Source organism: Actinomadura formosensis, from assembly GCF_050948385.1.
Taxonomy (GTDB): Bacteria; Actinomycetota; Actinomycetes; order Streptosporangiales; family Streptosporangiaceae; genus Spirillospora; species Spirillospora formosensis.
This window is the reverse complement of the sequence record NZ_CP192011.1, coordinates 6,249,879-6,276,583: the sequence shown is the minus strand read 5'-3', so window position 1 is coordinate 6,276,583 and position 26,705 is coordinate 6,249,879. Positions and strand designations below refer to the sequence as shown.

The following is a 26,705-nucleotide window of genomic DNA, read 5'->3' as shown; positions in this document are numbered from 1 at the left end:
CCGGGTAACGTCAAGGGATGAACAAGCGGCCGACTCTTGAGGACATCCGGCGTGCGCCGAAGGTGCTGCTGCACGACCACCTGGACGGCGGGGTCCGGCCCGCGACCATCATCGAGCTGGCGCGGGACATCGGCTACGAGGGGCTGCCCGCCACCGATCCGGAGAAGCTGCGGACGTGGTTCGAGGAGGCCGCCAACTCGGGGTCGCTGGAGCGCTACCTGGAGACGTTCTCCCACACCGTCGGGGTGATGCAGACCATCGACGCGCTCACCCGGGTCGCATACGAGTGCGCGGAGGACCTCGCGAACGACGGCGTCGTGTACGCGGAGGTCCGGTACGCGCCCGAGCAGCATCTCAGCATGGGCCTGACGCTGGAGCAGGTCGTCGAGGCCGTCCTGGACGGTTTCGCGCGCGGCCACCGGGACTTCGGCATCCGGGTCGGGACGCTGGTCACGGCGATGCGGCACCAGGCGCGCAGCATGGAGATCGCGGAGCTGGCCGTCCGGTACCGGGACCTCGGCGTCGTCGGGTTCGACATCGCGGGCGCCGAGGCGGGGTATCCGCCGACCCGGCACCTGGACGCGTTCGAGTACCTCCAGCGGGAGAACGCGCACTTCACGATCCACGCGGGCGAGGGGTTCGGGCTGCCGTCGATCTGGCAGGCGATCCAGTGGTGCGGCGCCGACCGGCTCGGGCACGGCGTCCGGATCATCGACGACATCGAGGTGGACGGTGACGACGCGCGCCTCGGACGGCTGGCGAACTATGTCCGGGACAAGCGGATTCCGCTGGAGATGTGCCCCACGTCCAACATCCAGACGGGCGCGGCGAAGTCGATCGCGGAGCACCCGATCGGCCTGCTGCGCCGCCTCAGCTTCCGCGTCACGGTCAACACCGACAACCGGCTGATGAGCGGGACGTCGGTGTCCGAGGAGTTCGCGAAGCTCGTCGAGGCGTTCGGCTACGGCTGGGACGACCTGCAGTGGTTCACGGTGAACGCGATGAAGTCGGCGTTCGCGCCGTTCAACGAGCGGCTCGAGTTCATCAACGGCGTCATCAAGCCGGGCTTCGCGCAGCTCAAGTGGAGCGGTGCCAGGCCGCTGGCATGATCGAGCCATGACCATTCGTTCCACCCTCGGGCGCGTCGTCGCGTACGCGTGGCTGGTGTTCGCCGGGCTGAACATCATCGACCTGTTCACCGGCATCACCGGTGACCCCGACTATTCGCTGATGACGATCTCGATCACGTTCGTACTGCTGCTCGGCTGCGGGATCGCGTACACGATCGGCCTGCGCCCGGCGATCGTCGGGGACGAGGAGGCGCTCACGATCCGCAACCCGCTGCGGGACGTCCGGGTGCCGTGGGCCGCGATCCACAAGATCGAGGGCACGAACGCGGTCACCGTGCGGTTCACCGGCCCGGACGGAACGGACCTGGAGACCCGCGCCTGGGTGCACCAGACCTCACCGCGCGCCCAGGCCAAGGCGGAGGCGCGCGCCGAGCGGCAGGCCCGCAAGTCCGAGGCCCCGGCCCTCGACCTGCGAGGCCGCACCCCCACGGGCTTCGCGGCCCGGCAGCTCAACGAGATGCGCGACCGCCACCGTCCGGAACCGGGCTCGGGCGCCCCCGGCAAAGCCGCCGCGGTCAAGACGGACGCCCCCGCCAGGGGAACCGTCCAATGGTCCCTCCCCGCGGTGGCCTCCCTGGTCGTCCCCCTGGTCGCGCTGGTCGTGCTCCTGATCATCTCCATGCTCGACTGACCGCCCACCCCCCGCTAGGTGAGGGCGGCGGATAGGGCGGTGCGGAGGGCTTCTAGTTCGGTGGTGGCGCGCGCGCGGACTTCGGTGATGTCCCCGTCAACGGGGAGGACGACCTCCAGGTAGCACTTGAGCTTTGGTTCCGTCCCTGACGGGCGGATGACCACGCGTGCGCCTCCGGCCAGGCGGAAGCGGAGGCCGTTGGTGGGCGGGAGGCCGCCCGCGCCCTGGGACAGGTCGTCGAACGACTCGACGGAGCGTCCGGCCAGTTCCCGCGGGGGAGCGGCGCGCAGGCGGGTCATCGCGGCGGTGATCAGGGAGAGGTCGTCCACTCTCATCGAGAGCTGGGACGTGGCGTGGAGGCCGTACGCGCGGGCCTGATCGTCCAGCAGGTCCAGGAGCGTGCGGCCGGCTCGTTTCGCGCCGGCGGCCAGCGCGGCGATCGCGAGGGCGGCGCCGATGCCGTCCTTGTCGTTGACGAGCACGCCCCGGTCGTCGCCGACGCTGTAGCCGAGCGCCTCCTCGTAGCCGAAGACGAGGCGGTCGGCCGGGCCGCCCGCCTTCATGATCCACTTGAAGCCGGTGAGCGACTCGGCGAAGCGGACCCGGTGCGCCGCCGCGATCGGGCGCAGCAGGGACGACGACACGATCGTGGTGACGACCAGGCGGTCATCGCCGGTGGTGTGCCGCAGCACGTGCTCGGCCAGCAGCCCGCCGACCTCGTCCCCGGTCAGCGTCCGCCAGCCGGACGGGGACGGGACGGCGACGGCGCAGCGGTCCGCGTCCGGGTCGTTGGCGATCACCAGGTCGGCGCCGCGGGCCTCGGCCAGCGCCAGGGCCAGATCGAGCGCGCCCGGCTCCTCCGGGTTCGGGAACGCGACGGTCGGGAAGTCGGGGTCGGGCTCGGCCTGCTCGGGGACGACCAGGGGAGCGGGGAAACCGGCCCGTTCGAAGGCGGCGAGGAGCACGTCCCGGCCGACGCCGTGCATCGGCGTGTAGACGATCGAGACGTCGCGGTCGCCGCCGAGCCGGAGGGACGACACCGCGTCCAGGTAGCGGCCGGTGCCGGTGTGGACGGGCCAGCCGGAGCCGAGGGGGAGTTCGTCCACGCGGCCGACGGCGTCGATGGCCGCGGAGATCTCCGCGTCCCGCGGTGGGACGATCTGCGCCCCGTCCGCCCAGTACACCTTGTAGCCGTTGTCGCGGGGCGGGTTGTGGCTGGCCGTCACCATGACGCCGGCCACGACGTCGTCGAACGTCCGGGTGAAATGGGCCAGGACGGGCGTTGGAACGGGATCGGCGAACACCTCGGGACGCAGGCCCGCCCCGCTGAGCACGGCCGCCGTGTCGTCGGCGAACCGGCGCGAGCCGTGCCGCGCGTCGAAGCCGATGATCACCCGGCCGCCGGCGGGCAGGCGGGCGGCCAGGCCCGCGGCGGCGCGCATGACCGTCACCCGGTTCATCCGGTTCGGGCCGGCGCCCAGTTCGCCGCGCAGGCCCGCCGTGCCGAACTCCAGCCGGGAGCCGAAACGGGCGGAAAGGGCATCGTCGTCGTCCAGGATCGCCCGGAGTTCGGCGCGGGTGACGGGGTCCGGGTCCTGCGCCAGCCACTCCTCGGCCCGTGCTCGCAGGTCGCTCACAGCTTGGCCAGGACGGTGGCGAGCAGCGTGCCCATGCGGCCGGCGGACGCGCGGCCCGCCGCGAGGACCTCCTCGTGGTCGAGGGGCTCGTCCGACAGGCCGGCGGCGATGTTGGTGACGAGGGAGATGCCGAGGACCTCGGCGCCGCCGCGGCGCGCCTCGATCGTCTCCAGCACGGTCGACATGCCGATCATGTCGGCGCCCAGCGTGCGCAGCATCCGGATCTCGGCGGGCGTCTCGTAGGTCGGGCCGCGGAACGCCGCGTACACGCCCTCCGAGAGCGTCGGGTCGACCTCCTTGGCGAGGTCCCGCAGCCGTTCCGAGTACGCCTCGGTCAGGTCGAGGAACGTCGCGCCGGTGAGCGGGTTCGCGCCCGACAGGTTCAGGTGATCGCTGATCAGGACGGGGTCGCCGACCCGCTGGTGCTCGGGCCGCAGCCCGCCCGCCGCGTTGGTCAGCACGACGGTCTGCACCCCGGCGGCGAGCGCCGTCCGGACGGGGTGGACCACGGCGTCGACGCCGCGCCCCTCGTACAGGTGCGTCCGGCCGAGGAACACGAGGGCGCGGTGCCCGGCGACCTCGACGACCCGGATCCGCCCCGCGTGGCCCTCCACGGCGGGAGGCGCGAAGCCGGGCAGTTCGGTCACCGTCACCTCGGTGACGGGCTCGCCGAGCTTGTCGGCCGCCGGAACCCAGCCCGAGCCCATCACGAGGGCGACGTCGAAGGAGTCGATGGACGTGCGGTCGCGCAGCGCGTCCGCGGCGGCCCGCGCCAGTGCAAAAGCGTCGTTGCTCACGACGCCGACACTACCGGCGCGAACCGGTCAGTCGCCGAGCGACGTGCAGGGGCGTGTCCGCAGGTCCTTGACGTAGTCGTCGGGGGCGCCGGCCTTCTCCGCCGCGTCCGCGAGGATGCCGAGGTAGCGCGCGGACGGCAGCCCGCCCTCGTAGTCGTCCAGGACGTAGATCCAGCACAGGACGTCGCCGTCCAGCGTCTGCACCCGCACCCTGATCTTGCGGTAGACGCCGAGCGCGGCCCCCTCCCACGCGTCGAGTTCCTTCTCGTCCCAGGCCGGCACGTCGTACATGACGACGAAGACCTGCTCGGAGTCGTCTTCGACGACCGTTGCGAGGGCCCCCTCCCAGCCCTTGTCCTGCCCGCCGAAGGTCAGCCGCCAGCCGGCCAGCCAGCCGGTGTCGCGCATCGGGGAATGCGGAGCCCGGCTCGCCATCTGCTCGGGATCCATGTTGGAGGCGTACGCCGCGTACAGTGCCACGTTGGCCAAGGCTACGCCACACCTGTCTCGGGGTGTGGGGGTTGTCCCCCACGGGTGGTTCGCCACGCTTGTCTCGGGGGTGTGGGGTCGTCCCCCACAGGTGGTTCGCCACGCCTGTCTCGGGGTTTGGGGACGCCCCAGGTGACACGCCCCGTGCTCTGTCCATGGCGGGGGCGGGACCTTTCACTACCCGGAGTAGGAAACAATGGAGATGTGACCCGCATCGTGATCATCGGAGGAGGCCCGGGCGGTTACGAGGCCGCGCTCGTCGCGGCCCAGCTCGGCGCGGACGTGACCGTCATCGAACGGGACGGTCCGGGCGGCGCCTGTGTGCTCACCGACTGCGTGCCCTCCAAGACGCTCATCGCCACCTCGACCCGTATTTCCGTCATGTCGGAGTCGGCGGGCCTCGGCCTGCGGTTCAACGGCGGCCCGGACGGGATCGTCGGCGCCCTTGAGGCCGACATGCCGACCGTCAACAAGCGGGTGAAGGACCTCGCGCGGGCCCAGTCGTTCGACGTCGCCGAACGGCTCGCCTACGAGGAGGTGAAGATCGTCCGCGGTGAGGGGCGGCTGGTGGAGCCGCACGTCGTCGCGGTCGGCGACCGGCGCATCCGGGCCGACATCGTGCTCGTCTCGACGGGCGCGACGCCGCGTGTGCTGCCGGGCTCCGAGCCGGACGGCGAGCGCATCCTGAGCTGGCGCCAGCTGTACGACCTGCCGGAGCTGCCCGAGGAGCTGATCGTGGTCGGCTCCGGTGTGACGGGCGCCGAGCTGGCGGGGGCCTATCTGGCGCTCGGGTCGAGGGTGACGCTGGTGTCCTCGCGCGACCGGATCCTCCCGACGGAGGACGCCGATGCCGCGGCCGTCCTGCAGGAGGTGTTCCTGCGGCGCGGGATGAACGTCATGTCGCGGTCCCGTGCGGCGGGGGTGGAGCGTTCGGGCAACGGTGTGATCGTCACCCTGGAGGACGGGACGAAGCTTGAGGGCACGCACTGCCTGATGACCGTCGGGATGGTGCCCAACACCAAGGGGATCGGCCTGGAGGAGGCCGGCGTGCGGCTCGACGCGCGCGGTTTCGTGGAGGTCGACAAGGTGTCGCGGACGTCCGTCCCGCACATCTACGCGTCCGGTGACTGCACGGGCGTGCTCATGCTCGCGTCCGTCGCCGGCATGCAGGGACGCATCGCGATGTGGCACGCGCTGGGGGAGGCCGTGCAGCCGCTCAAGCTCGGCTGGGTCTCCTCCAACATCTTCACCGATCCCGAGGTGGCGTCGGTCGGTGTGACGCAGCACATGGTCGACTCCGGGGAGGTCAACGCCCGGACGGTCATGCTGCCGCTGTTCACCAACGCGCGCGCCAAGATGCAGGGCTTCGAGGACGGTTTCGTGAAGCTGTTCTGCCGGCCGTCCACGGGGATCGTGCTCGGCGGCGTCATCGTGGCGCCGCGGGCGAGCGAGCTGATCCTGGGCGTGTCGCTGGCCGTCCAGCAGCACCTCACGGTCGACCAGGTGGCGCACACGTTCGCGGTCTACCCGTCGCTGTCGGGCAGCATCACCGAGGCGTCCCGGCGGCTGATGTCCGAGCACGCCTACTAGAGACGCGCCCGTCCACATCGGGAACGACCCCCATATCGGCATCACGCATTATGTATCCGCGCAGGTGGGGAAGGGTCCGCGTCGTGCCCCGCGCCTAGGATGAAGGCGAGACCGGAGGTGATCGGGTGCACACGCGCGAGTCCGCCACCCGGATACTGCTGGCCGACGACCACGCGCTGGTGCGCCGGGGGCTGCGCCTGATCCTGGACGCCGAACCCGACCTGACCGTGGTCGCGGAGGCGGCCGACGGCGCGGAGGCGATCGACGCGCTCGCCGCCGGCGGCGTCGACCTGGCGATCCTCGACATCGCGATGCCGCGCATGACGGGGCTGCAGGCCGCCCGCGAGATCTCCCGGCGCTTCCCCACGGTTCGGACGCTGATCCTGTCGATGTACGACAACGAGCAGTACCTGTTCGAGGCGCTGAAGGCGGGGGCGTCCGGCTACGTGCTGAAGTCCGTCGCCGACCGGGACCTGCTGAACGCGGTCCGCGCCGCGATGCGCGGCGAGCCGTTCCTGTACCCGGCGGCGGTGACCGCGCTGATCCGCGAGTATCTCGCCCGGGAACGGGACGGGCACGGCCAGGGCGGCATCCTCACCCCGCGCGAGGAGGAGATCATCAAGTTGATCGCGGAGGGGTACTCGTCCAAGCAGATCGCGGAGACGCTCACGATCAGCGTGAAGACCGTCGACCGGCACCGCGCGAACATCCTCGGCAAGCTCGGCATGCGGGACCGGCTGGAGCTGACGAAGTACGCCATCCGGGTGGGGCTCGTCGAGCCCTAGCCCGCCGCGCGCCGCGAAGCCGCCGGCGGGATCTTCAGCTCGACCTCGGTTCCGCCGCCGCCGGCGGGCCCGATCGTCAGCTGCGCCCCGATGAGCATCGCGCGTTCCCGCATGCCGTGGACGCCGGAGCCGGCCGTGTCCTTGGAGAGCGGACGTCCCCCCGCGCCCCCCGCCGCGCCCGCGCCCGCGGCCGTGATCTCCGTGGGCGGGCCGGAACCGTCGTCCACGACCCGCAGGACGACGCATCCGTCCTCGTCCTGCGTCAGCGACAGTTCGGCGCTGCGTGCGCCGGAGTGCCGCCACACGTTGGTGAGGCTCTCCTGCGCGATCCGGTAGATGACCAGCTCGGTGTCCGGGCCGAGGCCCGCCAGCCCGCTCTGGACGCGGCGGGTCACGCGCGGCCCGCCCGTCCCGGAGAAGTCCGCCGCGAGGGCGTTGAGCGCGCTGGTCAGGCCCAGGTCGTCCAGGACGCCGGGGCGCAGCCGCCGGGCGACGCGGCGCACCTCGTCCAGGCTGGACCGGACGACCTCCTGGACGCCCCGCAGTTCCTCCGCCACCTCCCGCGGTGCCCGGTCCACCACCGACTTCAGCTCCAGCAGCACCACGGTCAGGGACTGTCCGATCTCGTCGTGGAGTTCCTGGGCGATGCGGCGCCGCTCGGCCTCCTGCGCGTCCAGCACCACCGCGGTGCTGATGCTGCGGTCGGCCTCCAGGCGGTCCAGCATCGCGTTGAACTGGTCGACGAGCTGGAACAGGTCGCCGTTGCCGGTGGCGGAGAGCCGGTCGCGGGAGCGCAGCGAGTCCAGCCGTGCCATCAGCGCGGTGAGCCGCTCCAGCGGCGACAGGCTGGCGCGCAGCAGCACCGCGTTCGCCGCCATCATCACGACCAGCCCGATCACCAGGACCGCGAGCTCCCGCAGCAGGATCGGGGAGGAGATGGTGACGGGCGCCACGGCCAGCAGGACCGTCCCGATCGCGAAGATCAGCCCGTTGATGCCGAGGATGCGCCAGTACAGTGCCGAGGCGGGAGTCCTGCTCATGGCACCACGTCACCGCATGAGACCGTCCCTTGTCCATGCGGGGTGCCTGGACGCCGGCCTGCACGGTGCGCACCCCCGGCCATGGGCACCGGACCCGATGGCGCCGCCGCGGGCCGGGGCCGCGCCGCCCGCCTCGGCCCGCGGCACCGGCGTCCGCGCCGCTCAGAAGCCGCCGAAGTCGCCGCCGCCGCCGAAATCACCGCCGCCGAAGTCCCAGCCGCCGCCGACGTCTCCGTCACCTCCGCCGAAGCCGTCACCGCCGAACCCGTCGCCGCCCCAGCCGAGGCCGTGCCCCATCATCGAGCCGAGCATGGTGCCGACCATCAGGCCGCCGAGCATGTCGAACCCGCCGTAGCCGTAGTAGTAGCCGCCGGCGTAGGGCGCGTACGCGCGGCCGGCGTTCCAGTACGGCTGCCGGGCGCCCTGGTACGGGACCATCCGGATGTCCGGCTCCGTCCCGTGCAGGACGGCCTCGGCGTCGGCCGCGCACGCGGGGACGGACCGGGCGCTGCCGCCGGGCGGTGCCCACACGACGTCCTGGACGGACGGCCCGTGCTGCGGGTTGAAGAAGCACGGTGCGCGCCGTTCGGGGATGGGCTCTCCGGCCAGCCGGGCGCGGGTCGCCATCATGTAGTAGCGGCCGTCCTCCAGCGCGGTCGTCACGGCCTGCATGTCCTGCGGACGGCCGGCGCGCTCCGTTGCCGTCTTGGCGCTGTCATAGGAGTCCATCGCGCGCTCGTAGTCGGCGCGGATGGCGGGGTCGAGGTCCCTGTCCATGACGTTGAGGTCCAGGCGGGCGATGTCCTCGCCGAGGAGGGTGACATCCTCCTGAACGCCTTGCTTGAGGTCGGCCATCTCCCTGGCCTCGCGCTCCTGGCGCCGCTTGCGCGCGGTAAGGAACACGCCCGTGCCCGCCGCCACGATCAGCACGAGCACGCCGATCACGACGTATCCGACGATCGCACCGGACTGGGCCTTGTCGTCGACCTTCTTCTCGGCGCGGTTCCCGAAGTCGATCAGCCGCTGCTTCAGCGGTGCGCCGTTGGTGCGGGTGATGATCTGGTTGATCTCGCTGCCGTCGAGCTTCTTGGAGACCGCGGCCATCCTGCTGCCGTCGGCGGTGACGGCGACGTACGTCTGCCCCTTGCCGACCCGGTCGGCGACGGCCGGGAGCAGTTGCCTGACCTGGCTTCCCGTGACGTTGTTGCTGACCACCACGGCCCGGATGTCGGCGTCGCCGTCTCCGCCGAGCGATGTCTTGATCTCGTTCTGGTCGGCCGGGGACAGCACGTTCCCGGCCTCGCTCGTCACGTACAGCCGCGAGTCGATGAGGCCCTTGGCGATCTGCCCCACCGTGTCGCGGGTCGCCGCGCCGGGCGCGACCGTGACGTGCGTTGATGCGGCCTGGACCGTGCCGGCCTGAATCGTGCCGGCCTGAATCGTGCCGGCCTGGACCGTGCCGGCCTGGGCGGGGGAGGGCTGTGCCGGGGCGGCATGCGCGGGGGCCGTGAGGGCGAACACTGGCACGGCGACGGCGCCGACGATCGCCCAGGCGGTGCCCCGGCGCGCCGCCCGGATGGCCCGGTTCTCGGTGCTCATGTTGCCAGTCTGCCCACGCGAACGGCCTGATGACTCGTTCCCGCGGCGGATTTACGGCCGTCCTCAATGGGGACCGCGCCCATCCGGCCGCCCCGCCCGGTGCCGGGCGGGGCGGTTCGCGCTCAGCTGTCCTTGATCTCGCAGAGGACGGTGCCCGCCGAGACGGTCTGCCCGACCTCGGCGGCGAGGCCGGTCAGCGTCCCGGCCTTGTGCGCGGTGAGCGGCTGCTCCATCTTCATCGCCTCCAGGACGACGATGGTGTCGCCGGCCTCCACCGCCGCGCCGTCCGCGACGAGGATCTTGACGATGGTGCCCTGCATCGGGCTGACCAGCGAGTCACCGGACGCCTGCGCGGCGCCGCCCGTCTTGCCGCCGCGCCGCCTGGCGGGCTGGGCCTTCCCGGCGGCGGGCGCGGCCCCGCCGCCGAACCCGGCGGGCAGGACGACCTCGATGCGCCGGCCGCCGACCTCGACGGTGACGCGCTCCCGCTCGCCCTCCTGCGTCTCGTCCCCGGCCGGGGCCGTCTCATACGGCGGGATCCGGTTGTCGAACTCGGTCTCGATCCACCGGGTGTGGACGCTGAACGGGGTCTCGTCGTCCGCCGGGACGAACGCCGGGTCCTCCAGCACCGCCCGGTGGAACGGCAGCACGGTCGGCATCCCCTCGATCACGAACTCGGCCAGCGCGCGCCGGGACCGCTCGACGGCCTGCCGCCGCGTCGCGCCCGTCACGATCAGCTTGGCGATCAGCGAGTCGAACGCCTGCGGGACGCTCTGCCCGGCGCCGTACCCCGCGTCCAGCCGGACGCCCGGTCCGGTCGGCGGCTCCCACGCGGTCAGCGTCCCCACGGCGGGCAGGAACCCGCGGCCGGCGTCCTCGGCGTTCAGCCGGAACTCGATCGAGTGGCCGCGCAGCGCGGGGTCGCCGTAACCGATCTCCTCGCCGTCCGCGATGCGGAACATCTCCCGGACGAGGTCCACCCCGGCGACCTCCTCGGTGACCGGGTGCTCGACCTGGAGACGGGTGTTGACCTCAAGGAAGGAGATCGTGCCGTCCTGCCCGACGAGGAACTCGCACGTCCCCGCGCCGACGTACCCGGCCTCCTTGAGGATGGCCTTGGAAGAGCTGTAGAGCAGTTCGACCTGCTCGTCCGACAGGTACGGGGCCGGGGCCTCCTCGACGAGCTTCTGGTGCCGGCGCTGCAGCGAGCAGTCGCGGGTGGAGACGACGACCACGTTGCCGTGCTTGTCGGCCAGGCACTGGGTCTCCACGTGCCGGGGCCTGTCGAGATACCGCTCGACGAAGCACTCCCCGCGCCCGAACGCGCCCACGGCCTCGCGGACGGCGGACTCGTACAGCTCGGGGACCTCCTCCAGCGTCCGGGCGACCTTCAGGCCGCGTCCGCCGCCGCCGTACGCCGCCTTGATCGCGATGGGCAGGCCGTGCTCCTCGGCGAACGCGACGACCTCGTCCGCGCCCGACACCGGGTCCTTGGTGCCGGCCACCAGCGGCGCGCCGACCCGCTGCGCGATGTGCCGGGCCTGCACCTTGTCGCCCAGCGCGGTGATCGCGGCGGGCGGCGGACCGATCCAGGTCAGCCCGGCGTTCTCGACGGCGGTGGCGAAGTCGGCGTTCTCGGCCAGGAACCCGTAGCCGGGGTGGACGGCGTCCGCGCCCGCCTCCGCCGCGATCTTCAGCAGCTTCTCGATGTTCAGATAGCTTTCGGCGGCGGTCTGCCCACCCAGGGCGAACGCCTCGTCGGCGACCCGAACGTGCAGCGCCTCCAGATCCGGTTCGGCGTACACCGCCACACTTGCCAACCCCGCATCGCGGCAGGCACGGGCTATACGGACCGCGATCTCACCGCGGTTGGCGATCAGGACCTTGCGCACGTGGGTCTCCTCCCTGAACTTCGCAGGCAGTCTAGATAACCGCCGTTCCAGCATTTCGTAAGCCCCTCCTTATAGGGGGTCCAGGTCCCAGATATCGGGAGGATTCGCGGGATAACGGTCTGGTGACCGCCGGAGCCCCGCCGGCCCCTCCTCCGTCTCATCGTGGAACCCGGGCGCCGAGTGGCACGGGTACGAGAGGAGTGGTCGTGGCCAACAAGGAGTCGTCCGCCGGGAAGAACCGGTCCGCGGGCAGGAGCCCGCTCTCGGCGCTGAGCAGGCCGCGCAGGCGCACCGCGATCGTCACCGCCGTGCTGCTCGTCGTCGTTGGCTGGCCGGTGCTCAGCGCCCTGTTCGGCGGCTTCGAGCGGACCAGCGGCGGCGAGATCGCCGTCGTCCGCAACGGCGGGTTCTTCGACAACAACAGGATCCGGCAGGTCATCGACCCCGGCTCCGGGCGCGTCTGGATCGGCCTGTACTCGCAGGTCCACAAGTACCCCGCCCAGCAGCGCTTCTACACGATCACCTCGGACGCGAACAAGGGCGACGAGACCGGCGTCGACGTCGTCACCGTGCCCAGCTCGGACGGCGTCAACATGGGCATCGAGGGCACGCTGTACTTCACCCTCAACCTGGACCACAAGACGATCAAGGACTTCGACGACAAGTACGGGACGCGCAAGTTCCGCAGCGCCGGCGGCGAGATGTACAGCGTCTACGACGGCGACAAGGGCTGGTCCGCGTTCCTCGACCAGATCGTCCGGCCGGTGATCGACAACGACCTGCGCAGCCAGATCAACAGCTTCCGGTGCGCCGAGCTCGTCTCGTCCTGCGCCCTGGTGCAGAACTCCAGCGCGCAGCCGAGGAACGCCCAGCCGGCGGGGCAGCAGGCGCAGAGCAACAACGCCAACATCGCCAAGGTGCAGAACGCGATCAACACCAGCCTGGCCGCCGACCTGGAGCAGACGCTCGGCGGCAAGTTCGTCACCAACATCCACTTCAACCTCGTCCGGATCACCCTGCCGTCCAAGGTGCAGGACGCCGTGGACCGCGCGCAGGCCGCGTTCGCCCAGGTCAGCGAGGCACAGGCGAAGGTCGCCACGGCCAAGGCGGAGGCCGCGGCCAACAAGGCCCGCCAGGACGGCTACAACAAGTGCCCGACCTGCGCGAGGATCGAGGAACTGAAGGCGCTCCCGCAGGGCATCACCGTCTACGCGCCAGGCAACCCGAACGGCTCGCTCATGCGGGGCAGGTGACGGGGAGGCGTCATGCGGTTCCTGATCGTCCTGGTGGCGCTGGCGGTGGCCGCCGTGGTGGTCGTCCTGCTGATGTACGCGTTCGCGGACCGGTCGGCGTCCGCCGGGGCCGCGCTGGAGCGGGGTGCCCGCTGGGAGACCCACACCGAGTCGTCCGGGGGCGTCACCGCGGTCGTCGTCCGGCGGGTCTCCCGCAACGGCGCCGGGGACCTGCTCGCCGAGAGCGGGCGGCAGACGGTCGCGGAGATCCCGGACGGCGACCCGGCATGGGAGGAGCGCTATCACGAGGCGATGGCGCAGGCCCGGTCCCGCGTCGCCGCGCTGGAGATCGAAGCGGACTGACCCGCGACTCCCCGAAAGGCCCGCGCCCTTCTCCACCGGGGCGCGGGCCTTCGCGCGGAAGCGGGCCGTCCCCGCCGCGCCGGCCGGTGTAATCTCGGCACGAATCTGCTCGCCCCCGACCAGCGGGAGACGCCGATGGTTCGCCCGTGGCCCCGGGTCGGCCTGGCGGTCGCTCTGGCAGCCTGCCTGCTGACACCCTCGTCGGCCGTCCGCCGGGGGAGCCCCGCCGTCGACGACTACGTCACCCGGCAGCTCACCGTCGCCGCGAACACCCTCCTGGAACGCCGCTCCCAGGCGCTCGTGCCCAAACGGGACCGGGACCGCCGCGCCATGCCGGCCGAGGTCCTCGGAGTGCGGATCTCCCCGCGGCTGATGCGCTCGCAGGAACGGGCCGTCCGCGAACTGGAGACCCATAACCGCGCACCCGTCGAGGGAGGCCCCGCCTACACCGGCGCCCGCACCCGCCTCGACCCGAGCCGCGCCGTCCGGACGGGGGACCGCATCACACTGGAGGCGGTCGAGCACACCGAGGTCCGCTACGGCGGAGGCAAGGTCACCCAGGCGGTGCGGCGCCGGTTCGAGTTCCAGACGCGCGGCGAGCAGATCACCCTGGTCGCCGAACGCGTCCTGGACCCGGATGCGCACCCGGTGAACGACCCGGCCCCCGCCGACCGCTGACCGCGCTTTCGGCCCGGAATCGCGCTGAAATTCCCTTGACGAGCAGTAAGTATGCTCGTCACAACTCCGATCTGGCCACATCCGGACATCCCGAGATGGCGGGAATATGGCCGTTCAGGACCGTGATCGGCGTTGTCCGGCTGGATTCACGTGATCGATGGGGCGTAAGCTGACGCCATTCTTTCCGCATCACGGTGAAACGTTCGGCGAGCAGCGACGAAAGGGCCGGAGCGATGGGCGACAAGCGCGGCGCCAACCTGGGCGAACTCGAAGAACTGTCCCGCATCTTCAGCAAGCACTCCCGCAACCTCGACGCCCTGATCAAGGACCTGAACGGCCGCACCGTGAGCAGCAGCGCAGCCTGGTGGGGCCCCGGCGCCGACCGCTTCCGCGCCGCCTGGGCCGAGGCCAAGACCGCCTTCGACAAGATGGCCCTCGCGCTGGAGCAGGGCAGCCAGGACATTCGCAAGTCCCAGCAGAACATCGAGGCCGCCACTCGCTGACCCCCGAGCCGCGGGTCCCGGCCCATCCCCCCGAGGCCGGGACCCGCATCACCTCCCCGGCGTCCCCCGCAGCCGGGCCATGCCCGATGCCAGAGGGACGTACGTGAGCAAGCCCGAGTCGCTGCAACTGCAATTTCTCCTTGGCCGCATTCAGGTGCTGTCCGATCAGCACTGGCACCTGTTCACCTCGGCCCGCCAGGCGATGGACGACCACGCCTGGGTCGGCGGCGGAGCGGCCCGGAGCTTCGCGCACAAGCTCGACCAGAACGACGCCGCCCTGCACGCCGAACTGCGCAAAGCCCTGCAACTCGTCCGGGACGAACTGAACCGGCGGTGACATGGGCGACGCATGGCTTGACCCGGGCACCTGCGGCGTGAAGCTCGCCGAGTTCGAGCACATGACCCAGCAGATGACGCAGGCGGCCCCGAAACTCGCCGAACTCGCCGACCAGCTGTGGCAGGCGCTCAACGCCGCCAAGGTCAGCACGGCGCCCGCGATGGAGATCAAACGCATCGCCGCCTGGGCCGACCGGGCCGCCTCCGACCTGCGCCGCCGCAACCAGCTCGCCCACGACCTCGACCGGCAGAAACTCGCCATGGTCGTCTGCCGTCAGGACGGCACCTACCTGAAGCTCCCCGACCGCTACACCGACCAGGTCGGCTACGCCGCCGGCCGCCGCAGCGCCGACCTGTTCCGCCGCGCCGCGTCCGGCGACCCCGCCGCCAGGGCCGCCCTGCGCCGCCTCCACCCGCAGGACATCACCCCGATGTTCGCCAAGGGCCTCCTGGAGGCCCTCGGCCCCGAGGCCCTCCTCAAGCTCCCGATGGACCTGACCGCCCCGCTCGCCGCCGACGTCCGGCAGCCCCGCGACGGCCTCGACGCCCACGCCGCCGAAACCCGCGCGACCTTAGCCCTGCTGGGCCGCAGCCTAGCCCTCGCAACCCGCCCCGACACGCGGGCCTACCTGGGCGACGACTACCTGCGCGCCCTCACCGCGGCCGGCCGCAAGAACTTCCCGCCCCTCAGCACCCCGCCGAACGGCACGTCCGGCTACCAGTCCCTCTCCACCCTCCTGACCGCCGCCGGCGACACCCGCTTCTCCGCCCACTTCATCGAGGTCGTCGGCAGCGACATGATCGCCTACGACAGCCGCCTGCGGAAAACCCTCGGCCAGGAACCGCTCCCCACCCTCACCGGCAAGGCCGGCCTGGGCAATGCCTTGGACCCCACCACGACCAAGGTCGTCCCCGGCGACCGCAAGACGGACTTCCTGGCACCCCTCCTCACCGCCGCCGCCCTCTCCGGCAAGGAAACCTCACAGGCCCTCCTGACCCACGTCTACATGGGGCCCTTCGAGAAGGGCACCGAACCCGCCTTCAGAGGCTCGACCCTCCAGTACCTTCTCCACGACCGCCGCCCCGTCTGGGGCGCCACAGACCACGGCGCCGCCCTGGGCGGGACGATCCAGTCCGCCGCCACCGCCCAGGACCCCGAATCCACCCGCCTCGCCTTCGCGGTGGCCAAGATCCTCGCCGCCGACACCCGCAAGAACTTCGAAGTCAAGGATGGCAAGCTCCGGATCCGGGAGAGGGGGCCGTTCGACTCCCTGAGACACGGCCAGGTGAGCGACGCCATCTCCCGTCCCAAGCACTACGACGAACTGTCGGGCCTGCGTCCCGCCATGGCCACGGTCCTCGTCGCCCACCTTGAGAAACTGCACGACATCGTCCGGCTCGACGGCTACACCGACAAACCCGGATCCACGGGAATGACCGGCGAGGACCTGGACCATCTCCTCGTGGACGTGACCCGGGACGCCGGCGCCTACGAACACCTCCTCCTGGGCCAGATCGCCCACTCCAAGCTCGTCATCGACCGGGCGATCGTCAAGAACGCCGATCTGTCGAACGCCATCGCGGGCGAGGGCTGGATGTTCGGCCATCTCCTGGAAGCCCGTCACCAGTCGGTCGGGGCCGAAGAAGGCCGGCTCGCCGAAGACCTCGACCGCATGCGCAAATACGTCGGGGCCGGCATCGGACTCGTCCCGATCGGCACGACACTGGTCGCGGAGCACGTCCCGGCGGTGGGGAAACCCTACGAGGCCACGATGCTGCAGCTCACCGGAAAACTGACCGACGTCATAGCGAAGAGGCTGGCCGACAAGCCCGACCAGAAGATCTTGGCCCCCACGACCGAAACAGAGGGTGTTGAACGCTTGTTCAGTCAGATGGTCGTGTCCTCGATGGCGAGCCACGGTCGTCTCGATGGTCCGGGCCTGGCGGGGAAATCGTTCGCCACGAAAGGGCCGGACCCCAAGATTCGTCCTATCGAATCGCTGAGCGACGTGGAGCTGGAAAAATTTCTGCACTGGGCCGGTAACAGGCTGAATCTAGGTGACATCAGCGATGATGTGCAGAAATCGATGCGGAACGGGCGAGAGAAGACGGCCGGGCATTACAAGAGCTCGGATGGCAAAAGTGTGACTCCGAGCAGTCAGCGGTGACTTCGGTGCGAAGGGTTCTGGGGCTTCTCTCGGCGATCATGGTGATCTTCGCTGCCGGGTGCGATGGCGGGGGTCCGCGGGGGGCGGATTCATCCCTTGACGTGCGGCCTGTGGCGGATAGTGCCCCCTACCTTTGTGACCTGGTGCCCGAGTCCGCTTTCCGGCGAGCCACGGGAGTGACCTCCCCGCTGAAGAGCGACTGGGATGGACCGCAGACGGATAACGGGCTCTGCCTGGCGTCGCCTCCGAAAGGGCCGTTTTCGTTGGGGGTCGAGTGGTCGTACAACGAGGGGGGAGAGATTCTGCGGACGCAGCGGGAGAACTGGGCGCACGAATCACCTCATCAACTTCCGTCCGAGCTGGGGCGGGGGCTGGCCGGGTATCGGCCGGCCGGTGGACTCGACGGGCTCCCCAACTTCGTGATCGCGTTGTTCCGGTGTGGGAAGAAGAAGCCGTGGATCAGTATTGATTTTGTACCGGTGGTGCGGGGACGGGATGCGGTTCAGGACATGTTCGACTTCATGCGGATCGCGGAGAAGCGGTTCGGGGAGCTTCACAAGTGCACGCCGAGGCCGTCATGAGCAGGGGGCCCGCACTCGGTGTTGCCGAGTTCGAGCGGCGGATTCGTTGTGCGGTGTGGGGGACGGCCGTCACGATGGCGTTGACGGGGTGGACGATGGCGCCGTGGACTGACGTGCGCGGCACCACCTATGTTCTCTGGGAGTTGGCCTTGGCGCCGGAGGTGGACGGGCCGGGCAGGTGGCTGCCCTTGCTGATGATGGTCACTTTGCTGCTGGGGGTGGCGGCGAGTGCCGCGGCGACTCGTGTGATCTCGTGTGTGACATGGTTGGTCGGATGCGTCACCGTCATCTCGACCTCCGCGTTCTCCTTTGATCCGGGTGAGAAGTACGAGATCGAATACGGTGCCGACTATGCGGTGACCATCGCGGTTGCGTTCGTTGTGGTGTTCTTCTGCGTGTGGCGGTCGGCCAAGCACAGGCCGTCGCCGGAGAAGGTCGCGAAGTGGATGGATCCCTCGTTCGGGACGGTCGACAGGCGGTATTCCCGGGGTTGATCAGTCGCTGCCGGCCGGGGGCGGGAGGGCCACCTGGATCTGGGTGGTGACGCCGGTCGCGACGAAGAGGCCGCGGCCGGTGGGGCCGCCGAGCGGGGCGTTGCGGGGGAGGCGGAGGCCGAAGAGGTCGCCGTCGTCGGGGGAGTCGACGGACAGCAGGACGCCGGAGCGGGAGCGGCGGGTGTCGGAGAGGAAACCGCGGTAGCCGCGGCCCAGGTCGTCGGTGGTGCCGCCGATGACGACGGCGTGCTCGCCGTCGCGGGCGGTGCGCAGGACGTCGCGGAGGGCGTCGTCCAGGTCGGTTTCGTCGAGGAGTTCCGCGTCGTCCACGACGACGACGTAGCGGTGTTCGTCGCCGATGGCGTCGGCGAGGTCGTCGGGATCGGAGTCGGACGTCAGGAGGCCGAGGACGCCGGGGCGGCTGGACAGCAGGCGGAGCGGGGAGCGGCGGGGGGTGACCAGCACGACGGGGACGAGGCCGCCGCCGGCGGCCGGGTCGAGGAGGGAGTGGACGATCGTGCGGAGGGTGGTGGAGCGGCCGGAGCGGGGCGGGCCGGCGACGGCGAAGCCGGGGCCCTCGTTGAGCAGGTCGACGCCGACCGGGGTGAGGGTGTCGCCGCCCACGCCCACCAGCGCCCAGAGCGGGGACGGGGCGAGGAACTCGGGGTCGAGCGACATGGCCTCGCGGTAGGTGATGCGGACGGGGAGTTCGTCCACGTGCAGGGGACGCTGGCGGCGGGGCAGGCGGCCGTAGCGGGACACGCAGGTCCGGGCGATCTCCTGGAGGGCGGCCACCTGGGACGTGCCCGACGGGTCGTCCCCCAGCAGGCCGATCTGGGATTCGCGCGGGGGCGCCCCGGGAGCGGTGGGTTCCAGAGCGCGGCCGGGCGGCATCGCGGCGGGGACCTGTTTGTCCTGGAGGCCGCCGTAGCCGTAGTCGTTCGGGTCGGCCATGCGCAGGATGAGGCGGCGGTCGAAGACGGTGGAGATCTGGCCGCCGAGACCGGAGCGGTCGCCGGTGAAGACGGCGCGCAGGCCGACGGCGGCGCCCTCGCGCAGCAGCCGGATGGTCTGGTCGACGAGGCGCCCGTAGTCGTAGTGCTCGAACGCGCCGAGGAAGCCCTCCCAGCGGTCGAGGAGCAGGACCATCCAGGGGAGCCGGTCGGTGGCGGCGACGGCGGCGCGCTGTTCGGCGAGGGAGGCGAACCCGGCCTCGGCGAGGAGCTGCTGGCGGCGGGCGACCTCGGCGGTCAGCGCGGTGAGGAGCCGTTCGCAGCGGTCGAGCTGGTCGCGGGGGACGACGGCGCCGCAGTGCGGCAGGGAGACCAGTGGCAGCAGTGCGTTCGCGCCGCAGTCGATCGCGTACAGGTGGACGTCGTAGGGGGAGCAGGACGCGGCCAGGGAACCGGCGATGGTGCGCAGCGCGGTCGAGCGGCCCGACTGGGCGGACCCGGCGAGGTACAGGTGGCCGCCGGAGGCGAGGTCGAGGGCCAGTTCCTCGCGGGACTGGACGGCGGGGAGGTCGGTGATGCCGAACGGGATCGGCGGGACGTCCACGACGGAGCCGCCGGCGGCGGTGCGGGGCGTCAGCCTGACCTGATCGGGCAGCGGGTTCAGCCAGGGGGACGGCAGGCGGGCGATGCCGGCGCGGCGGGCGGCCTCGTCGATCGCCTGGACGAGGACGCCGAGATCGGTCGCCGTCGAGGCGTCGTCGGCGGCCTCGCGCGGGGCGGGCAGCGGGTGGCCGAGGCCCTGCCAGGGGAGCGGCAGGACGGTCGCGCCCCGGGCGACCGCGCCGGGGCGGCGTCCGCCGATCCGTGCGGACTGGACGGGATGCGGCGATGACACGCCCGAGCGGATGTAGCAGCGTCCCGGTGTCGACTTGGAGATCTGCGCGGCGTCCGGCGTGTCGAGAACGTCGGTGGATTCGTCCGGGTCCGTCACGCGGAGGGCGATCCGCAGGTTGGTGTTGGCGCGGATGTCGGCGGTGACGACCCCGGCGGGACGCTGCGTGGCGAGGATCAGGTGGACGCCGAGTGACCGCCCCCGGCGTCCGATGTCGACCAGCCCGGTGACGAAGTCGGGCAGTTCGGTCACCATCGCGGCGAACTCGTCGATGACGAGGACGAGCCGCGGCATGGCCGGCAGGCCCTGCCGGCCGGGGCGCAGGTCGTTGTAGTCGTCGATGTCCTTGGCGCCCGCTTCGAGCAGGATCTCCTCGCGGCGGCGGAGTTCGGCGGCGAGGGATTCCAGTGCGCGTTCGGTGGCGTGGCCGTCCAGGTCGGTGACCATGCCGACGGTGTGGGGGAGGCGGGCGCAGTCCTTGAACGCGGCGCCGCCCTTGTAGTCGATGAGGACGAACGTCATCTCGTCCGGGCGGTTCGCGACGGCGAGGGACGCGATGAGCGTTTGCAGGAGTTCCGACTTGCCGGCGCCCGTGGTTCCCGCGATGAGGCCGTGGGGGCCGTCAGCCCGGAGGTCGATCTCGTACGGCTGCCCTGAGCCGAGCCCTATGGGGACGCGGGTGGTGCGCCCACCGGTCCTGTGCCACGACTGAAGGATGTGCTCGGCCGTGGGCTCCGGCATGTCGAGGAGGTCGAGCAGCCGTACGTCGGTCGGGATGGCGTCTTCGGCGTCCTCACGGGAGACGTCCCGGACGGGGGCCAGCGCGCGCGCCACCCGGTCTGTCCAGGCCGCGGAAACCTGGTCGGCGAGCACGGGACCGAGCACTTCGAGCCCCTGCCCTTGAAGCCGGACCTGGGAGGGGTGCTGCGGATCCCATGCGGCGACGGCCTGGCACTCCTCCGGGAGGAGGCGCTCCTCGTCGTCCACGCAGATGGCGTACAGACCGTACTCGGCGCCTCGCGACAGAAGCATCGGCATCCCCGGCAGACGGCGCAATGCGCGCGCGCCGTCCAGCACGATCAGGATGTTGTACGGGACGGACGGCGCCCCTTCCCGGCCGAAGAACGACGATTCGGCCTGCGCGGCACGCCGCCGCTCCGTCACCTTGATGGCGAGTTCGGTGATGCGGTGCGCGGCCGACTCCGCGTCCGCCCCGACGAGGGCCACGCAGTCTTCGCCCTCGCGCGGCGCGCAGTGCGGCAGCCAGCGCACCCAGTTCCACTCGTCTCCGGCCCGCTGGTCGGCGGACAGGACGACGATGGCCAGATCGCGGGGGCTGTGCAGGACGGCGGCCTGCGCGACCATCCACCGGGCCAGCGCGCGCGACGCGTGGCGCGGGCCGGTCAGCCCGACGACGCCCAGGTCGGCGAGCGGCAGCGCCACCGGAACCCGCCGCGCCGCCGGGATCGGGATGTCGTGTCCCGGGTGCGGCGGCGCGTCTCCGCCTCGCCCGTGTCCCGCGGCGTCGCCGGTCAGCTTGATCCGGGCGGGCAGATCGGCGAGCCCGACCCGCAGGTGGAGGACGTCGGGGTCGGTGCCCCGGCGCTCCCACAGCCGCCGCCGCGGCCCGGTCGCGGTGAGCAGCACCTCGGCGGGATCGGGGTGCAGGGCGCGCCGTTCGGCCTCGTCCTCGCGCCGCAGCCGCTCCAGCTCGCCGTCGAACTCGCCGGACCTGCGGTGGTAGTCCTTCAGCGCCCGCTTGTACGACTTGCGGCCGTGCAGCCGGTCGCCGATCCACTCGCCGACCGTCATCACCGGCCAGGCGAGCGCGAACAGTGCCCACCACCACTGCCCGAGACCGAACGCCATGGCCAGGCCGAACGCCGAGAACAGCAGCGCGCCGAACAGCCGGAGCCGCTCGCGCGGGTTGCGTTCGGGACGTTTCGGGACCTCCAGCGTCCGCACCCGGTGCGCCGGATGCAGCCGAGGGGGACGGTTGAACGCCAGCCCGCCCTCCGGCAGCGGCTCCAGATGCGTGTCGGGCGCGGTGCTCGGCGCGAGTGCCAGCACGCTGTCGCCCACCGTCAGCAGCGCGCCCGCCGGCCATGCCGTCTTCGCGCCCAGCGGTGTTCCGTCCAGCGCGGCGGAACCCCGCATCGTCAGCGCGGACGCCTCGACCTGGACGGTGTCGCGCCCGACGGTGAGCCGCAGCGACCGTGCCGGGACGGACGGGTCGTCGAGCGTCACGTCCACGTCCCGTCCGGACCCGATCGTGCTGGTCCCGAGGCCGAGCCGGTGCACCGACCCGGCGGCCGGGCCGCCGACGGCCCGGACCTCGACGAGCCCCGTCGGCTCGGTGAGGACGGTGGCGGCGGCGCCGCGCCGCTCGACCGCCACGACGGCGCCGTCGCGCAGTTCCTTGACGGCGAGGGCCTGCGGGTCGAGCATCCGGCCGTCCATCCAGAGGGCCTTGCGGGAGCCGTCCTTGGCGAGCAGGGCGGCCTTGGAGAAGCGGGGGGCCGATGCGGGCGGCGGGCCGTTCAGGGTGGCGGCGAGCGACTGGGCGACCCCGTCCACGGTGACCTCGGCGTCGACGTTCAGCACGACATCCCGGGGGCCGCCGCCGGTCAGCGCCGTGAACGAGATCCGCATCCGAGCCTCCGACGTCCTCCGGGCGAGCGCGTTCAGCTTAATTACCACTACCCTCCGACTTCCGCGAGGCGGCGACGATGGTCCGCAGCGCGTCGTCCAGCGGTGTCGGCGCCATCCCGAACGTGGATTCGAACGCGGAAGAGTCCAGGATGAACGGCTTGTCGAACTGGTAGCGGGTCTCCCGCAGTTCTTTCGCCATCGGCAAGAACCACCCGGCCGCGTGGACGACGGGGTACGGCACCTCGTAGAGGCGCGGCTTCGGCGCCCCGGCGATCTCGCACAGCCGCTCCGCGACCTCCAGCGCGGACACGGCCGGGCCCGTCGGGATGTGCCACGGGCGCCCCCAGGCGCGCTCGTCCGTCCCCGCGATGGCGAGCGCCTCGGCGACGTCCGGCAGGTACGTCCAGGAGTGCGGGACGGACGGGTCGCTGAGGTACGACACCCGCTTGCCCGCGAGCAGCGGCTTCACGAACCGCGTCTGGCCGATGTAGGACTGGTCGGTGCTGTGGGGCCCGTAGTAGTCGGAGCCCCGCAGTTCGGTGGCCCGGATGCGCCCCGCCTTGTGCGCGGCCAGCGCGTCCTCCCACATCTTCGCCCGCACCCGCCCCTTGGTGCCGGTCGCGGCGAGCGGCAGGTCCTCGGTCATCGGCCCGTCCACCGGCCCGTACCCGTAGAGGTTGCCCAGCATCACCAGGACGGCGCCCGTCTCCTCGGCGGCGCCCAGGAAGGACGCCGCCATCGGCGGCCAGTCCTGCGCCCAGCGGTGGTACTTCGGGTTGACGCAGTTGTAGAGGGCGTCGGCGCCCTGCGCGATCCGGGTGAGCCGGGCCCGGTCGGTGACGTCGGCGGCGACCCGCTCGACGCCCTCGGGCCCGGAGCCGGAGCGCGTCACGACCACGACGTCGTGCCCCTGCCCGGCCAGCCGCTCGGCCAGGTGGCCGCCGGCCTGTCCCGCTCCGACGATCACATGCTTGCCCATGGTGTCTCTCCTTCTGCCGTCAGCGGGTCTCGATGTGGGATTTCAGGGCGGCGAGCCGGATCTGGTGGGCGGCGCGCAGCTGCCGCTCCCCGAACAGGATGCGCACGAGCGGGCCGTCCAGCGACTCCTGCAGGGTGACGCGGGTGCGCCCCTCCTGCGGGGCCAGCGTCATGCGGTCCACGGCCCGGTAGAGGGCGAGGAAGGCGCCCGTCCAGCTCAGCTCGCGGCCGGGGTCGACCACGGCGAACCGGGAGCGCAGCGGCGTGCCGTTCTGGGCCCACCGGAACTCGCGGCCCGGTTCGACCGCTTCCAGCGCCCGCAGCCGGAAGCCGGGCGCCCAGGTCTCCCAGCCGCGCAGGTCGGCGAGGACGTCCCAGACCCGCGCGGCGGGCGCGTCGATCAGGACGCTGGACGTGCTGGTCACGGGCGCGGACTCGTCGATGCGCCCGCGCAGCGCGTACTCGTCGTGCAGGATCGCCGGGCTCGGCATGAGCGGCTCCTTCGTTTCAGTGCTCCGTTGCGAGAGCAATGCTCTCTCTGGAGAGCACTGTTGTCAAGAGCAGTGCTCTCGCTTCGGTGCGATGCTCTGTTAAGCTCGCACCATGAGCGCTGGTCGTACGGCACGGGAACGGGTGCGGGCGGAGTTGATCCGGGAGATCACCGAGATCGCGCGGCGGCAACTGGCCACCGAGGGCGCGGCGGGGCTGTCGCTGCGCGCGGTCGCCCGCGAGATGGGCATGGTGTCGTCGGCGATCTACCGGTACTTCCCGAGCCGCGACGACCTGCTCACCGCGCTGATCATCGACGGGTACAACGCCGTCGGGGAGGCCGTCGAGCGGGCCGACGCGAACGCCCCGTCCGGCGACTTCGCCGGACGGTGGCTCGCCGTGTGCAGGGCCGTCCGCGGGTGGGCGCTGGAGCATCCGCACGAGTACGCGCTGCTCTACGGTTCGCCCGTCCCCGGCTACAAGGCGCCACAGGACACCGTCCCCGCCGCCGTACGCGACACGGTCGTCTTCACGCGGATCGTCACCGAGGCGTACCAGGCCGGTGCGCTCGCCCCTGTCGGCCCGTGCCCTCCGGCGCCGCCTTCACTTGCCGAGGACTTGGCCCGCGCCCGCGCCGCGCTCCCCATGGAGATCCCCGATGACGTGATTGTCCGAGCCTTCACAGCATGGGCCGGTTTGTACGGGACGGTCAGCTTCGAATTGTTCGGGCAATTCAACAACGTGATCGAGGAGAGGGCCGCCTACTTCGACCACACGATGACGCTGCTCGGCCACCTCGTCGGCCTGAAGCCGTGACCGCGCGGGGCCTCCGGACGCGTCCAGCATGTGGTCAGTGACAGAAGTGACTTGTGGTCAGTAGCCAAGTGGTCGGCGAATTCCCAGGTCAACGAGGTGCGCCCGGATACGGAACGGCTACACCTCACCGAATCCATTGACGGGACCTTGCCGCCCCCGCAAGCATGGAACGCTCGGTGACGTGGGAATCTCGCAGGACGAGGTCCGCGGGAGGGCGGGAAGGAGCGCGTGGGCAGCGCGATGAAGTCCAACCAGTCGACCATCTCCGGCGGTGGTGGGGCGGGCTCCTCCGGCGGGACGGCGGGGCTCGGCCGGTCGGGGCTCGGCACCTCCGGTGGGCAGCGGCTTCCCGCCTCCCCTCGCGAACGCAAGCCCGCGCTGGCGGCGCTCGCGGTGCTGCTCATCCTCGGCGGCGCCCTCGCCAGCGCCTACCTGGTGATGGCGAGCGGCGAGCGGGTGTCGGCGATCCGCATCGCGCAGCCGGTCGCGGCCGGGCAGCAGATCCCGGCGAGCGCCCTGGAGGAGGTGCAGATCGGTGACACCGGAATCGAGTACCTCCGCTGGTCGGAGCGGGCGAAGGTGACCCGGCACGTCGCGGCCGTCCGGCTGGTGCAGGGCGCGCTGCTGACCAACTCCATGATCAGCTCGTCGGACGCCCCGGAGAGCGGGCGCGTCATCGTCGGGCTCGCGCTCAAACCCGGCCAGACGCCGTCCGGCGCCCTGGCCAGGGGGCAGCACGTCATCCTGTACGCGGTCGGCGGCGGGCAGAACGGCGGCCCGCGCGCCGGGACCGTCCTCGCCCAGGACGCCATCGTGATGAGCTCCGGCGGCGGGGACGGCGGCGGCCCGGCCCGGCTGCGCTCCGACCAGACCAGCATGGACGTCGCCGTCCTCCCGGCGGACGCGGCGCAGGTGACGCAGGCGGCCTCGGCCGGGGCGGTCGCGGTCGCGCTGATCCCGGACGGGACGAAGGTGTCCGCGCCGCCCGTGAACCCGCAGCAGACCGGCGGCCGGCGGCCCGGCGGCGTCGAGCCCGTCCCCGGCGGCACCCGGGGAACGGGCGGCACGCACGGTTCGGGCGCGGGCGGTGACTGACGGTGGCCCTCATCGCGCTCGCGGCCGACAAGGGGGCGCCGGGCGTGACGACCGCGGCGGTGGCGCTCGGCGCCGTGTGGCCGCGTCCCGTGCTGGTCGCCGAGTGCGACCAGGCGGGCGGTGACCTCGTGTACCGGCTGCCCGCCGCCGCGGAGGGCGACGGGCGCGGCGGGACGCTCAACCCGTCCCGCGGGCTGCTCAGCCTCGCCGCGACGGCCCGCCGCGGCCTGCGCCCCGACCAGATCGCCGAGCACTGCCAGCGGCTCGTCGGCGGCCTCGACGTCCTCGTCGGGATCACCAACGCCGAGCAGGCGCAGGCGATGACCTGGCTGTGGGGGCCGCTCGGCCGGGCGTTCGCCGGCCTCGCCCCGGTGGACGTGATCGCCGACTGCGGACGGCTCGGCGCGGGAACGCCGCTGATCGAGCTGATGCGGGAGGCCGACCTGGTCGTCCTGCTCACCCGCGCCACCCTCGAACAGGTCGCCCACCTGCGAGAACGCGTCGCCGCACTGACCGAGGAACTGCGCGGCGGCCCGCCGGTCGGGGTGCTGGTGCTCGCCGATCCGCGCGACTTCCGCGGCTCGATCGCCGAGGTCGACCGCATCATCGCGCGGAACCGGGGCCAGGCGCCCGACCCGGCACAGGGGCCGCCGCAGCCCGGGGTGAGCGTCCTCGGCGGCCTGGCCCTCGACCCGAAGGGCGCCGAACTGCTGTCCGGGCGGTGGGGCGGCCGGCTGGACCGCTCGCTGCTCATCCGGTCGGCGCGCGAGGTCGCCGCCGACCTCACCGGGCGGCTCCCGGCGGTGCCGGACGCGCCGCGGGAACCCGCCGCGCCGGACGTCCCGCCCGCGCGGGTGCCGGCCGGCGAGGAGGGGAGGCGCTGAG

24 protein-coding genes are annotated in these 26,705 nt (G+C 71.9%); 15 read left to right on the top strand and 9 right to left on the bottom strand.

Going from position 1 to position 26,705, the window contains the following annotated elements; translation table 11 throughout:
- Positions 1 to 17: 17 nt before the first annotated feature.
- Positions 18 to 1,109: an adenosine deaminase gene (locus ACQP1N_RS29455; RefSeq protein WP_433227706.1), complete on the top strand. Its 1,092-nt coding sequence runs from the start codon at positions 18 to 20 to the stop codon at positions 1,107 to 1,109.
- Positions 1,110 to 1,116: 7 nt separating this feature from the next.
- A complete protein-coding gene (locus ACQP1N_RS29450; protein WP_067795593.1) occupies positions 1,117 to 1,761 on the top strand; it encodes a PH domain-containing protein in 645 nt (214 codons plus the stop codon).
- 14 nt (positions 1,762 to 1,775) lie between these two features.
- On the opposite strand, the gene ACQP1N_RS29445 is transcribed toward ACQP1N_RS29450, so the two are convergent.
- From ACQP1N_RS29445 to ACQP1N_RS29435, 3 genes are read right to left on the bottom strand one after another with little or no spacing between them, the layout of a single operon-like run.
- Positions 1,776 to 3,398 (bottom strand): phospho-sugar mutase, encoded by a 1,623-nt coding sequence (locus ACQP1N_RS29445; protein WP_433227705.1) that lies wholly within the window; start codon positions 3,396 to 3,398, stop codon positions 1,776 to 1,778.
- Entirely contained in the window at positions 3,395 to 4,195 is an 801-nt protein-coding gene (locus ACQP1N_RS29440; protein WP_067795586.1) for a purine-nucleoside phosphorylase, read from the bottom strand. Before ACQP1N_RS29440 ends, ACQP1N_RS29445 begins: the two co-directional genes overlap by 4 nt.
- Positions 4,196 to 4,222: 27 nt before the next feature.
- Entirely contained in the window at positions 4,223 to 4,675 is a 453-nt protein-coding gene (locus ACQP1N_RS29435; protein ID WP_067795664.1) for a gamma-glutamylcyclotransferase, read from the bottom strand.
- 213 nt (positions 4,676 to 4,888) lie between these two features.
- On the opposite strand from ACQP1N_RS29435, the gene ACQP1N_RS29430 reads away from it, so the two are divergent.
- The gene (locus ACQP1N_RS29430; RefSeq protein WP_067795583.1) at positions 4,889 to 6,274 is read left to right on the top strand and encodes an NAD(P)H-quinone dehydrogenase; all 1,386 of its coding nucleotides are present in this window, start codon (positions 4,889 to 4,891) and stop codon (positions 6,272 to 6,274) included.
- 125 nt (positions 6,275 to 6,399) lie between these two features.
- On the top strand, positions 6,400 to 7,059 hold the full coding sequence (locus ACQP1N_RS29425) for a response regulator (protein WP_067795581.1): 660 nt from the start codon (positions 6,400 to 6,402) through the stop codon (positions 7,057 to 7,059).
- Here ACQP1N_RS29425 and ACQP1N_RS29420 read toward each other — a convergent pair.
- From ACQP1N_RS29420 to ACQP1N_RS29410, 3 genes are all read right to left on the bottom strand, one after another.
- Complete coding sequence (locus ACQP1N_RS29420) at positions 7,056 to 8,099, bottom strand: HAMP domain-containing sensor histidine kinase (protein WP_433227704.1); 1,044 nt, start codon at positions 8,097 to 8,099, stop codon at positions 7,056 to 7,058. The two genes, ACQP1N_RS29425 and ACQP1N_RS29420, sit on opposite strands and share 4 nt — an antisense overlap.
- Before the next feature lie 162 nt (positions 8,100 to 8,261).
- Positions 8,262 to 9,698 carry a hypothetical protein gene (locus ACQP1N_RS29415; protein WP_433227703.1) on the bottom strand — a complete coding sequence of 479 codons (1,437 nt, stop codon included), beginning with the start codon at positions 9,696 to 9,698 and terminating at the stop codon, positions 8,262 to 8,264.
- Between the two features lie 122 nt (positions 9,699 to 9,820).
- Positions 9,821 to 11,590 (bottom strand): acetyl/propionyl/methylcrotonyl-CoA carboxylase subunit alpha, encoded by a 1,770-nt coding sequence (locus tag ACQP1N_RS29410; RefSeq protein ID WP_433227702.1) that lies wholly within the window; start codon positions 11,588 to 11,590, stop codon positions 9,821 to 9,823.
- 206 nt (positions 11,591 to 11,796) lie between these two features.
- On the opposite strand from ACQP1N_RS29410, the gene ACQP1N_RS29405 reads away from it, so the two are divergent.
- From ACQP1N_RS29405 to ACQP1N_RS29370, 8 genes are all read left to right on the top strand, one after another.
- The gene (locus ACQP1N_RS29405; protein WP_433227701.1) at positions 11,797 to 12,843 is read left to right on the top strand and encodes an SPFH domain-containing protein; all 1,047 of its coding nucleotides are present in this window, start codon (positions 11,797 to 11,799) and stop codon (positions 12,841 to 12,843) included.
- A gap of 12 nt (positions 12,844 to 12,855) precedes the next feature.
- A complete protein-coding gene (locus ACQP1N_RS29400) occupies positions 12,856 to 13,185 on the top strand; it encodes a hypothetical protein (protein ID WP_067795567.1) in 330 nt (109 codons plus the stop codon).
- A 135-nt stretch (positions 13,186 to 13,320) separates the two neighbouring features.
- Positions 13,321 to 13,863: a hypothetical protein gene (locus ACQP1N_RS29395; RefSeq protein ID WP_067795565.1), complete on the top strand. Its 543-nt coding sequence runs from the start codon at positions 13,321 to 13,323 to the stop codon at positions 13,861 to 13,863.
- A 233-nt stretch (positions 13,864 to 14,096) separates the two neighbouring features.
- Positions 14,097 to 14,366, top strand: a complete 270-nt coding sequence (locus ACQP1N_RS29390) for a WXG100 family type VII secretion target (RefSeq protein WP_067795563.1) — start codon at positions 14,097 to 14,099, stop codon at positions 14,364 to 14,366.
- 103 nt (positions 14,367 to 14,469) lie between these two features.
- Positions 14,470 to 14,703 (top strand): hypothetical protein, encoded by a 234-nt coding sequence (locus ACQP1N_RS29385; RefSeq protein WP_067795560.1) that lies wholly within the window; start codon positions 14,470 to 14,472, stop codon positions 14,701 to 14,703.
- Position 14,704: 1 nt separating this feature from the next.
- Positions 14,705 to 16,870, top strand: coding sequence for a hypothetical protein (locus tag ACQP1N_RS29380; protein ID WP_433227700.1), 2,166 nt, complete (start codon positions 14,705 to 14,707; stop codon positions 16,868 to 16,870).
- A gap of 176 nt (positions 16,871 to 17,046) precedes the next feature.
- Entirely contained in the window at positions 17,047 to 17,451 is a 405-nt protein-coding gene (locus tag ACQP1N_RS29375) for a hypothetical protein (RefSeq protein WP_131732646.1), read from the top strand.
- Positions 17,430 to 17,945: a hypothetical protein gene (locus ACQP1N_RS29370; protein WP_433227699.1), complete on the top strand. Its 516-nt coding sequence runs from the start codon at positions 17,430 to 17,432 to the stop codon at positions 17,943 to 17,945. Before ACQP1N_RS29375 ends, ACQP1N_RS29370 begins: the two co-directional genes overlap by 22 nt.
- Here the strand turns inward: ACQP1N_RS29370 and ACQP1N_RS29365 are convergent, their stop codons facing one another.
- The 3 genes from ACQP1N_RS29365 to ACQP1N_RS29355 are packed head-to-tail and all read right to left on the bottom strand — an operon-like array spanning position 17,946 to position 23,911.
- A complete protein-coding gene (locus tag ACQP1N_RS29365; protein WP_433227698.1) occupies positions 17,946 to 22,442 on the bottom strand; it encodes an FtsK/SpoIIIE domain-containing protein in 4,497 nt (1,498 codons plus the stop codon).
- A gap of 37 nt (positions 22,443 to 22,479) precedes the next feature.
- Entirely contained in the window at positions 22,480 to 23,421 is a 942-nt protein-coding gene (locus ACQP1N_RS29360) for an NAD-dependent epimerase/dehydratase family protein (RefSeq protein WP_433227697.1), read from the bottom strand.
- A 19-nt stretch (positions 23,422 to 23,440) separates the two neighbouring features.
- Positions 23,441 to 23,911 carry an SRPBCC family protein gene (locus tag ACQP1N_RS29355; protein ID WP_433227696.1) on the bottom strand — a complete coding sequence of 157 codons (471 nt, stop codon included), beginning with the start codon at positions 23,909 to 23,911 and terminating at the stop codon, positions 23,441 to 23,443.
- A 112-nt stretch (positions 23,912 to 24,023) separates the two neighbouring features.
- On the opposite strand from ACQP1N_RS29355, the gene ACQP1N_RS29350 reads away from it, so the two are divergent.
- The 3 genes from ACQP1N_RS29350 to ACQP1N_RS29340 all read left to right on the top strand — a co-directional run bounded on the left by ACQP1N_RS29350 (position 24,024) and on the right by ACQP1N_RS29340 (position 26,704).
- Positions 24,024 to 24,725 carry a TetR/AcrR family transcriptional regulator gene (locus ACQP1N_RS29350; protein WP_433227695.1) on the top strand — a complete coding sequence of 234 codons (702 nt, stop codon included), beginning with the start codon at positions 24,024 to 24,026 and terminating at the stop codon, positions 24,723 to 24,725.
- 228 nt (positions 24,726 to 24,953) lie between these two features.
- Positions 24,954 to 25,820 carry a hypothetical protein gene (locus ACQP1N_RS29345; protein WP_433227694.1) on the top strand — a complete coding sequence of 289 codons (867 nt, stop codon included), beginning with the start codon at positions 24,954 to 24,956 and terminating at the stop codon, positions 25,818 to 25,820.
- A 2-nt stretch (positions 25,821 to 25,822) separates the two neighbouring features.
- Positions 25,823 to 26,704 carry a hypothetical protein gene (locus tag ACQP1N_RS29340; protein WP_067795537.1) on the top strand — a complete coding sequence of 294 codons (882 nt, stop codon included), beginning with the start codon at positions 25,823 to 25,825 and terminating at the stop codon, positions 26,702 to 26,704.
- Position 26,705 lies beyond the last annotated feature (1 nt).

Bases quoted from the DNA above. Each gene is read 5' to 3' on its own strand.
- ACQP1N_RS29420 (WP_433227704.1), bottom strand. From the start codon at position 8,099: ATGAGCAGGACTCCCGCCTCGGCACTGTACTGGCGCATCCTCGGCATC.
- ACQP1N_RS29400 (WP_067795567.1), top strand. From the start codon at position 12,856: ATGCGGTTCCTGATCGTCCTGGTGGCGCTGGCGGTGGCCGCCGTGGTG.
- ACQP1N_RS29450 (WP_067795593.1), top strand. From the start codon at position 1,117: ATGACCATTCGTTCCACCCTCGGGCGCGTCGTCGCGTACGCGTGGCTG.
- ACQP1N_RS29455 (WP_433227706.1), top strand. From the start codon at position 18: ATGAACAAGCGGCCGACTCTTGAGGACATCCGGCGTGCGCCGAAGGTG.
- ACQP1N_RS29355 (WP_433227696.1), bottom strand. From the start codon at position 23,911: ATGCCGAGCCCGGCGATCCTGCACGACGAGTACGCGCTGCGCGGGCGC.
- ACQP1N_RS29360 (WP_433227697.1), bottom strand. From the start codon at position 23,421: ATGGGCAAGCATGTGATCGTCGGAGCGGGACAGGCCGGCGGCCACCTG.
- ACQP1N_RS29395 (WP_067795565.1), top strand. From the start codon at position 13,321: ATGGTTCGCCCGTGGCCCCGGGTCGGCCTGGCGGTCGCTCTGGCAGCC.
- ACQP1N_RS29390 (WP_067795563.1), top strand. From the start codon at position 14,097: ATGGGCGACAAGCGCGGCGCCAACCTGGGCGAACTCGAAGAACTGTCC.
- ACQP1N_RS29415 (WP_433227703.1), bottom strand. From the start codon at position 9,698: ATGAGCACCGAGAACCGGGCCATCCGGGCGGCGCGCCGGGGCACCGCC.
- ACQP1N_RS29380 (WP_433227700.1), top strand. From the start codon at position 14,705: ATGGGCGACGCATGGCTTGACCCGGGCACCTGCGGCGTGAAGCTCGCC.
- ACQP1N_RS29365 (WP_433227698.1), bottom strand. From the start codon at position 22,442: ATGCGGATCTCGTTCACGGCGCTGACCGGCGGCGGCCCCCGGGATGTC.
- ACQP1N_RS29350 (WP_433227695.1), top strand. From the start codon at position 24,024: ATGAGCGCTGGTCGTACGGCACGGGAACGGGTGCGGGCGGAGTTGATC.